Source organism: Paenibacillus sp. 598K, from assembly GCF_003851045.1.
In the GTDB taxonomy this organism is placed as follows: Bacteria; Bacillota; Bacilli; order Paenibacillales; family Paenibacillaceae; genus Paenibacillus_D.
Genome location: NZ_BFBX01000160.1, coordinates 23,570 through 32,286 on the forward strand (window position 1 = coordinate 23,570; position 8,717 = coordinate 32,286).

The following is an 8,717-nucleotide window of genomic DNA, read 5'->3' on the forward strand; positions in this document are numbered from 1 at the left end:
CAAGGAGGCTTTGGCCGATGAGCTTCGTACAGAAAAAAAGACTGACCGTCTTCGATTGGGTGAACTATATCCTGATCGGCCTCATCTCCCTGCTGTGCATCTTTCCGTTTTTTTACGTGTTCAGCGTGTCGTTTACCGATCCGAAGGCCTATGTGCCGCTGAAGTTTTACCTGTTCCCTGACCAGTGGTCGCTCGATTCGTATCGCTATATCCTGTCGACCAACAGCTTTCTCAATGCGCTGTACAGCACCTTGTACATTACCGTGATCGGTACGATCCTCAATATCGTCGTCTCGTTCACGATGGCCTACGGCCTGACGAAGCGCACGCTGCCGGGGTACAAGACGCTGATGGGCATGGTCATCTTCACGCTCGTCTTCAGCGCTGGCATCGTCCCCAACTACTTGCTGGTGCGGGAGCTGGGGCTGCTCAATTCGTACTGGGCGCTCATCTGGACGTCGCTGACCAACGCATGGAGTCTGATCGTCATCAAGAGCTTCCTCGACTCGCTGCCCGGTGAGCTGGAGCAAGCGGCCAAGATCGACGGGGCTTCGGATATGGGCGTCTTCATGCGGATCGTCATCCCGCTGTCAAAGCCGGCGATCGCGACCTTTACGCTGTTTTTTGCAGTCATGCACTGGAATACCTTCTTCAACGCCTTGATCTACCTGTCCGACTCCAGCAAATGGACGCTGCAGCTGTTCGTGAAGACGCTCGTCATCGACGCCAACTCGGTGGCGGTGGCGCAGGCGGGCTCAAGCGACGAGGCGGTCATGCCGCAGGAGACGATCCGGATGGCGACGATCGTGCTGTCGATGCTGCCGATCCTGCTCGTCTACCCGTTCCTGCAGAAGCACTTCGCCAAAGGCGTCATGCTGGGTTCGGTCAAGGGGTAGGCAGTCTAGTAAAACTTCATAAAATCTCCACCTACAGAGAGGATGACTAACGATGGTATCATGGAAAAAAGGACTGCATGCCGGCGTCTCGATGGCGCTGGCCGTCACGTTGCTCGCCGGATGCAGCGGCACAGGCAACACCCCGGCCCCGGAGGGGACCGGCAACACAGACGCGACCCCTGGCAATCAAGAGGCGGGCGCACAGGAGCCGGTGACGATCAAGATGTTCGCCGGACTGTACAACGAGATCCCCGATATGAACAACGAATACTGGACCGAGTGGGAGCGGATGACCAACGCCAAGCTTGATGTCGAGTGGGTGCCGTCCGGCGATCTGAACGCCAAGCTCGATCTGCTGCTGGCGTCCGGCGATCTGCCGGAGGTTGTGGCCTACCAGTTCAATAACCGGCCGACCTTCATGCGAGCGATCAAAAACGGCGCATTCTGGGACCTGACCGACTTCCTCGGCGATATGAGCGAGTACCCCAATCTGCGCGACAATCTGGCCGAGGATGCGCTGAAATATCTGAGCGTCGACGGCCGCGTGTACGGCTTGCCGCGCTCGCGCTCGCGGATCGACGGCGGCATCAAGATCCGCAAGGACTGGCTGGATAAGCTGGACATCCCGGTCCCGACGACCTTCGAGGAATACGAGGCGGCGCTCAAGCAGATCGTCGACGCCGATCTGGACGGCAACGGCCGCAAGGACACAGTCGGCCTGCTCTACGTCAATGATCCGTTCGCGTCGTTCCAGGCGGGCTTTGGCCTGTTCGAGCCGACCTACAACGACGAAGGCGGTCTGATCAGCCCGCGTCTGACGCCGCAGAGCATCGGGATGACCGAGTGGTTCCGCGGACTGTATGCGCAAGGGCTGATGTCGCAAGAGTACGCAGTCATGAAGGAATCGCAGGCGGAGGAGCTGTTCAAGACGAACCGGGCTGCCTCGTACGGTCGGCCGATCTGGTGGGATCATGACTGGGAAAATGCGATGCGCCAGTCCGGCGACGCCGACGCCAAGATCCTGAATCTCCATCTCCAGGGACCAGGCGGCGACGCTGTCGCGCTGGAGACGGGCGTGGCCGGCGGTTTCTACATCTCCAAGAAGGTTCCGGAGGAGAAGGTGAAGCGGCTGCTCGAATACTTCGAGCTGACGGCGTCCGAGGAAGTGTCGGACTTCTCCTACTATGGCATCGAGGGCGTCCATCACACTGTCGAGGACGGCCAGAAGGTGCTGACCGAGCAGGGCGTCAAGGAAGTGAATACGACGAGCAAGGGCGCGGGCGTGCTGACGTACAACAAGTTCGGCAAGGTCATCAGTGCCTCCGGCGACAAGGCGTACAACGATGCCAAGATCGCCGAGGTCGAGCACTTCGACGAGGTCGGCAAGATCAGCCCGAATACGTACACGGCCACCGAATCGTGGATCAACGCCTGGCCGAAATACGAAAGCGAGTTCAACGCAATGTATACGAAGGCGGTCGTCGGCCAAATCCCGATGTCGGAGTTCGAAGCGCATGTCGACTGGATCAACGAGCAGCCGGACATCAAAAAGGCGTATCTGGACATGGCGGAGGCCTATAAAAACTTCCATGAGCAGTAAGATGGCAACGTGAACCGAAAGATTAGACTTAGATGAGCAAGACGCCGGAGAGCGGGAGGACGCAGTCGTCCGCCTGCGCGGCGTCTTGCCATATGGAGAGGAGAGAACTTATGACGAGCTTAAGCGATCCGCAGACGCCGTGGCATGAGGCGCCGCTGCGCATCATTCAGCCCAATCTGCAGGTGCTCGACACAGCGAGGATCGATCCGCAGCAGCTGGCCCGGCAGATCAAGGAGATGGGCGCCAATGCGATGGTGTTTAACGTCGGCGGCATCTATGCCTGGTACCCGACTCGCGTGCCGTATCATACGGTCAACGAGCATCTGCCGCAGCACACCGACCTGCTGCGCGAGGTGATCGACGCCTGTCATGCGCAGGGCATCCGCTTCATCGCCCGCTTCGACTTCAGCAAGGCCGAGGACCGTGTCTTCCTCCAGCGGCCGCAATGGTTCGTCCGAGGCGCGGACGGCGAACCGGAGGTCGTCGGGGCGCGGCGTCCCGGGGCCTGGTCGCTCTTGATGAACACCTGTCTGAACAGCGGCTATCGCAACGAGGAGGTCGCCGAGCCGGTACTGCGGGAGGCGCTGGAGGGCTATGCGATCGACGGCGTCTTCTTCAATGCGCCGCACTATATGTTCTGCCGCTGCAGCCGCTGCCAGCGCAAGTACGAGGCGATGTACGACAAGCCGCTGCCGATGACGTCCCGCGAGCTGGAGCCGGACTTCGCCTCGCGCTGCATCCGCGACACGATGGCGCGCAAATACCAGCTCATCAAAGAGCTGCGGCCCGAGGCGCCGATGATCCTCTATTACAATCTGTACCGGGATAACCTCTATGAGCGGATCGAGACCGCCGATCTGCTCTGCATCGAGCCGCAGGATATCCTCTCGCTCGGGCACGCGCATATCCCCGAGTTCTGGAAGCCGGCGCTCTGTATCAAGCTCGGCCGCTCGCTGCCGGATCGCCCGGCTCCGCTCGGCATCGTCCACTCCTGCCCCGGCATGGACTGGCGGCATACCGGGCTGCCGCCGGCGGAGTACCGCTTCTGGCTGGCCCAGATCCCGGCCCATGGCGGCCAGATCTGGCACTCGCTGACCGGGGTGCCGGAGACGATCGTCGACAAGCGTATCCTCGAGGTCGTCAGCGAGCTGAATCGCGACGCCGCCAAGGTCGACGGCGCGATGCACCGGGCCGAGCCCGTATCGCAGACGGCGCTGCTCTGGAACGCTGACCGCTCGGCGGAGGGTTGGGCGGACGGACTGATCCACAGCCAGTTGCCCTTTGATGTGCTGCTGCCGGAGCAGGCCGACGCGGAGCGGCTGAGCGCGTATCGTGTCGTCGTCGTCCCCGAGGGCTTCCGCTATACGGCGGAGCTGGTGCAGACGCTGACGGCGTATACGCGGGGCGGCGGCCACCTGATCGCCGAGGGTGTGCTGCCGGAGGACGTGACGGGTCTATCGGAGCTGCTCGGGATCGCCGAGGAGCGGTATGTCAGCGAGGAGTTGATCGCCTCCTATCTGCGCTTCGAGCCGCAGTCTGACGGGGCCAATCCGCTGCAGGCCGGGCTGGAGGCGACCGAGCTGATCGCGCATCGCGGCATCGTCGCTTATTGTTGGCCGCAGGATGCGCAGACCGAGGTGCTGGCGACGCTGGTGCCGCCCTTCTCGCCGCTGGAGAGCGTCGGCGCGCCGCCGGAGCGGGCGTCGCTGCCGGTGTCCCATACCGATCTGCCGCTGGCGCTGCGGCGACGGCATGGCGCGGGCAGCGCCCTCTACTTGCCGTTCCAGCTCAGTCGACTGCTCCATGAATACAAGCTGGGCGAGCATTATCAGCTGCTGGCCAACGCCGTCGACTGGCTGCTCGGCGAGCAGCGGCACATCCGGGTGACGCCGTATCCCGGATTGCAGATCACGTTGTTCCGCAAGGGAGAGACGTGGCTGCTCCATCTCGTCAACGGCGCCGGACGGCGGCCGCTGACGGCGACGCTGCCGCTGCATGACATCGAGATCGACCTGCGGCTGCCGCTGTCGCCCGGCGAGCTCCGGGCGGAGCGACTGATCGGCGGCGGCTCGTGGGCGGTGAATCGCAGCAGCGACGGGGAGCTGCGGCTGACGCTGCCGCGACTGGACGTCTGGGAGTGCATCCGGCTAGCGCCGCTGGAGGATGCGTAGCCCGACCTGCTGTCTTGGGGGCGGTGCAGCATGCCTGATGCATCAGACTTCGCGCCCCGGCGCGAAGCGCATGGAGACTTTGGTATACTAGGGAGAGAGGAAGCGGGGGGAGACGCGATGAAGCAGCTATGGCAACGCATCCGGGCGCGACTTATGCATCTGCTGCCTACACATAATTATTGGCAACGCCTCATCTGGCTGGGCTGTATCTCGGTGACGCTGCCGCTCGTCCTGGCGGGCACTGCCTATTATCATTTCTCCATGCGGGAGCTGACCGGACAATTCCAGACCGACAACCGGGAGTCGCTGCAGATGACGGTGGACCGGATGGAAAATCTGCTCAGCGGCATCGAGCAGATGTCGCTGCAGCTGTCCGGCAGCAGCCAGATCCGGGAGTCGCTGGGCTTGGAAGGATACATGACCGACTATCTCGGTCAACTGGAGCTGCTCGATCTGTTCCAGCTATTCAAGAACACCAACAGTCTCGTGCAGGACATCGTCTACTACGACGAGCCGTCGCAGACGGCGCTCAGCCACTACTATGGGATGGCACGGATGAGCGACTACTACGGCGCGGACGATATCCGCGAGGCGCTGGCGCTCCCGGGCTTCGCCGGCTGGAGCTATCTGCCGGACGCCGGCGGGCGAGGCTATCTCACCTATGTGCGCAAGTTGCCGATCATGAGCACCGAGGAGCCGCGCGGCGTCCTGCTGTTGCAGGTGCGCGAGGAGTCGCTGCGCAGATACCTCGGCGGTCTGCCCAGCCAATCGCTGGCGATCGTCGACGCGGGCGGCCGGATGATCCTCGATTCGCAGGGCGGCAGCATGAGCGGCGAGCGCCTTCGCACCGACCCGGTCGTCCAGGCTGTCGTGTCAGGGGACGGCACGGCGGACCAGTTCGTGACGGACGGCGAGGAGCAGCAGCTCGTCGCCTGGTCACGCACCGCGCAGGGGCGGACCTATGTCTCGCAGCTGCCCAAGCAGGCGATGATCGATCAGCTCAGCTGGATAAGGGTGCTCATCGTCGCCTCGGTCTCGATCTTCCTGCTGATCGGCATCCTGCTCAGTCTGCTGGCCTCGCGGATGGCGTACAACCCGATCCAGCAGCTGACGCAGTATGGCCGGCATCTGCGCAAGAGCGGCGGCGAGGAAGCGGGCAAGCTCGACGAGATCGACTACATCCGCTCCTGTCTGAGCTATCTCAACGAGCAGACCGAGTCGCTGCATCGCTACGTGCGCGGCATCCAGCCCGATCTGCGTGACGGACTGCTGCTGCGGCTGTTGAAGCCTATGAGCGGCTCCGGCATGCGTACGGTGGAGGAGGAGTGCCGCAAGCATGGCATCCCGCTGACCGGTCATTATGTGGTGCTGGTCGCCAAGGTGGAGAACCTGCTGCGCGAGAAGCGATTCCTGCCGAGCGAGGGGCCGGTCATCGTATTCGCCGTCAAAAATGTCATGGCCGAGCTGCTCGCGCAGCTGCCGCAAGCGTCCGGCTTCGTCGTCGACAAGGATGACCGCGAGGCGATCGCAATCTTCCGGTTCCCGCCGACGTCTACCCCGGCGGAAATCCGGCAGCAGCTGGCAAGCTATGGCGAGCAGGTGCGGGAGGCGCTCCAGCGCTACCTCTCCTTCTCCGTGTCGGCAGGCATCGGCGGCAGGACGGAGCTGGCGCAGCTGCACGAGTCGTATCGGCAGGCTCGGCAAGCGCTGCAGCATCGGCTGTTCCAGGCCGAGCAGACGCTGTTCTTTTACGAGGATATGATCGAGGCCGAGCGGCAGCCGGTGTTCCTCTACCCGCGCGAGATCGAGGAGCAGATGGCGGAGTTCCTCTGGAGCGGCGACCTGCCGCAGGCCGAGGAGCTGCTGCGGCAATTCTCGGAGCGGGTGCGGGCGTCCGAGTCGTACAATATTATCTTTCAGTGTTACCAAGTATTACTATCCGCCATCGTACAGTCGCTTGAGGACAAGGGACCGGGTCTGGCGGGGCTGCTCGGAGATAATCTGTTCGATCAGCTCAAGGAGTGCCAGAGCGCGCAGGAGGTGCATGATTGGTTCGGCGGGGTGCTGTTCCCACTCTATCAGCAGGTTGTCGGCGAGCTGCGCAATCATTCATCGCGGCTCATCGTCCAGCGGGTGTGCAGCTATATCGCCAGCCAGCCGGCGGGCGCGCACTCGCTGTCGGACTGCGCCGAGCTGGTGCAGGTGAGCCCGTCGTACCTGAGCCGCCTGTTCAAGCGGGAGATGGGCATCTCGTTTATCGAGTACCAGATGAAGACCAAGGTGGAGAAGGCCAAGACGCTGCTCAAGGAGACAGACTACAGCGTCGCCGAGATCGCCGAGCGGGTCGGCTACTCCGAGCGCAACCTGAACCGCGCCTTCCAGCGCTTTGCGCAGATGTCGCCGAGCCAGTACCGGCTGTCGCTGCGGTAAGTGCAGATGCCGCCAAGCCAGGTCGGCACAGGCGCGTGGGGTCCGGCGGCGTGACAGCGGTTGGACGACTACATTCGTGCAGCATGCCAAGACGCAGCGTGGAAGAGGCAGGCTCAGTAAGGTAAACGGTACAGCATACTAGATCGAATCCAAGAGGAGGAATCATATATGGCATGGCAAGCAGGGGACACGAAGGTAGGCTTCATCGGTATCGGCGTCATGGGCAAAAGTATGGCGGGGCATCTCGCCAAGGCGGGGTATCCGCTGCACATCTATACGCGTACGGCCGAGAAGGCGCAGGCGCTCGTCGATGAGGGGGCGGTCTGGCACGATACGCCAGCCAAGCTGGCAGCAGCTTGCGACGTGATCGTCACGATGGTCGGATTCCCCAAGGATGTCGAGGAGATCTACCTCGGCGAAGACGGCATCATCGCTCACGCCAGAGAGGGTGCGTATCTGATCGATATGACGACGTCCAGTCCGTTGCTGGCGCAGCGCATCCACGAGGCGGCCCGGGCCAAGGGCCAGGCAGCGCTCGATGCGCCGGTATCCGGCGGCGACGTCGGGGCGCGCAACGCGGCGCTTTCGATCATGGTCGGAGCCGATCCGGAGCACTATGAGCAGGCATTGCCGCTGCTCGAGGTGATGGGCAAGAACATCGTCCGTCAAGGCGGACCGGGCGCGGGGCAGCATACGAAGATGTGCAACCAGATCGCGATCGCCAGCGGCATGGTGGGCGTCTGCGAGGCGCTGGCCTATGCGGAGTCGGCGGGCCTCGATCCGAAGACGGTGCTGAGCAGCATCGAGAGCGGCGCTGCTGGCAGCTGGTCGTTAACCAATCTCGGCGTACGCATCATCGACGGCGACTTCGAGCCGGGCTTCTATGTGAAGCACTTCATCAAGGACATGGGCATCGCCCTGGAGTCTGCCCGCGAGATGGGGATGGACACGCCAGGTCTGGCGCTCGCCCACTCGCTCTACCAGCGTCTCGCCGAGCAGGGCTACGAGGACAAGGGCACGCAGGCGTTGTTCAAGATTTGGCGGCCTTAAGCTTCTAGAGAATAGTATTCTCGCGCTAGCTATCGCGCGCGGCGGGACGGCGTCAGGACGATCTCATCGATGAATAGCGCATGTCCGTCAACTGCGTGCAGGTCCCGGCGTGCGCCATCCAGCAGCCTGACGATGATCGGGCGGCCGAATGCTCATACCGGAGCGTCGAGTGTTGCGTCGCGACATCTATCTCATCATTACTACAAGAAGACCACAACAAGCACCCTTATGGGTGCTTGTTGTGGTTGTAGCTCGCCTCGACGTTGGGAAAACGCAGCGCCTGTCGCGCCGCCCTAACTCTAGAAAGTAGAGTTAGCGACCAGCCGGAGCGCCTGTGCGCTGCTCTAACTCTAGAAAGTAGAGTTAGCGACCAGCCGGAGCGCCTGTCGCGCCGCCTAACTCTAGAAAGTAGAGTTAGCGGCCAGCCGGAGCGCTTGTTGCGCTGCTCTAACTCTAGAAAGTAGAGTTAGCGACCAGCCGGAGCGCTTGTTGCGCTGCTCTAACTCTAGAAAGTAGAGTTAGCGACCAGCCGGAGCGCCTGTCGCGCCGCCCTAACTCTAGAAAGTAGAG

5 protein-coding genes are annotated in these 8,717 nt (G+C 62.5%); all 5 read left to right on the top strand.

The annotated features are described in order from the left end of the window. Positions 1–17: 17 nt before the first annotated feature. The 5 genes from PA598K_RS32580 (at position 18) to PA598K_RS32600 (ending at position 8,147) form a co-directional block, all read left to right on the top strand. The gene (locus PA598K_RS32580) at positions 18–896 is read left to right on the top strand and encodes a carbohydrate ABC transporter permease (RefSeq protein WP_128660920.1); all 879 of its coding nucleotides are present in this window, start codon (positions 18–20) and stop codon (positions 894–896) included. A gap of 52 nt (positions 897–948) precedes the next feature. Continuing rightward, positions 949–2,496 (top strand): extracellular solute-binding protein, encoded by a 1,548-nt coding sequence (locus tag PA598K_RS32585; RefSeq protein WP_128660921.1) that lies wholly within the window; start codon positions 949–951, stop codon positions 2,494–2,496. 110 nt (positions 2,497–2,606) lie between these two features. After that, complete coding sequence (locus PA598K_RS32590; protein WP_128660922.1) at positions 2,607–4,667, top strand: alpha-amylase family protein; 2,061 nt, start codon at positions 2,607–2,609, stop codon at positions 4,665–4,667. Positions 4,668–4,784: 117 nt separating this feature from the next. Continuing rightward, complete coding sequence (locus PA598K_RS32595) at positions 4,785–7,097, top strand: helix-turn-helix domain-containing protein (RefSeq protein WP_128660923.1); 2,313 nt, start codon at positions 4,785–4,787, stop codon at positions 7,095–7,097. Positions 7,098–7,244: 147 nt separating this feature from the next. Continuing rightward, complete coding sequence (locus PA598K_RS32600; protein WP_260405727.1) at positions 7,245–8,147, top strand: NAD(P)-dependent oxidoreductase; 903 nt, start codon at positions 7,245–7,247, stop codon at positions 8,145–8,147. The last annotated feature ends 570 nt before the right edge of the window (positions 8,148–8,717 follow it).